The sequence below is a fragment of the Segatella copri genome (assembly GCF_019127135.1).
GTDB lineage: Bacteria > Bacteroidota > Bacteroidia > Bacteroidales > Bacteroidaceae > Prevotella.
In genome coordinates, this window is the sequence record NZ_JAHOEA010000215.1 from 1 (window position 1) to 327 (window position 327).

Consider the following 327-nt stretch of genomic DNA (forward strand, 5'->3'; position numbering starts at 1 on the left):
ATCCCGAGTTTTTGAGCGACCCTACCGGTAACCGTCGCTGGCTGCCCTACGAGATAGAGAGCATCCTCTCACCCCGTGAGCATCCGTTCAATTACGAAGGCATCTACGCCCAGGCTTACGCCCTCTACAAGAGTGATTTCCGCTATTGGTTCACCGATGAGGAGATAGAACAGCAGAACCGGCACAACCGCGCTTTTGAGGCGCCTAGACTAGAACAGGAACTTGTGGATCTCTACTTCCGAAAGCCAACGGAGGCGGAGACAGGGGAGTTCGTGTCCATAGCCAGAGCGATGCAGATCATCAGTTGCAACATCTCTCAGAAGCTGA

1 protein-coding gene is annotated in these 327 nt (G+C 53.8%); it reads left to right on the plus strand.

Translation table 11 applies throughout. From position 1 onward, the window contains the following. The coding region (locus KSW37_RS15915) for a virulence-associated E family protein (RefSeq protein ID WP_217743545.1) at positions 1-327 on the plus strand (327 nt) is incomplete at both ends.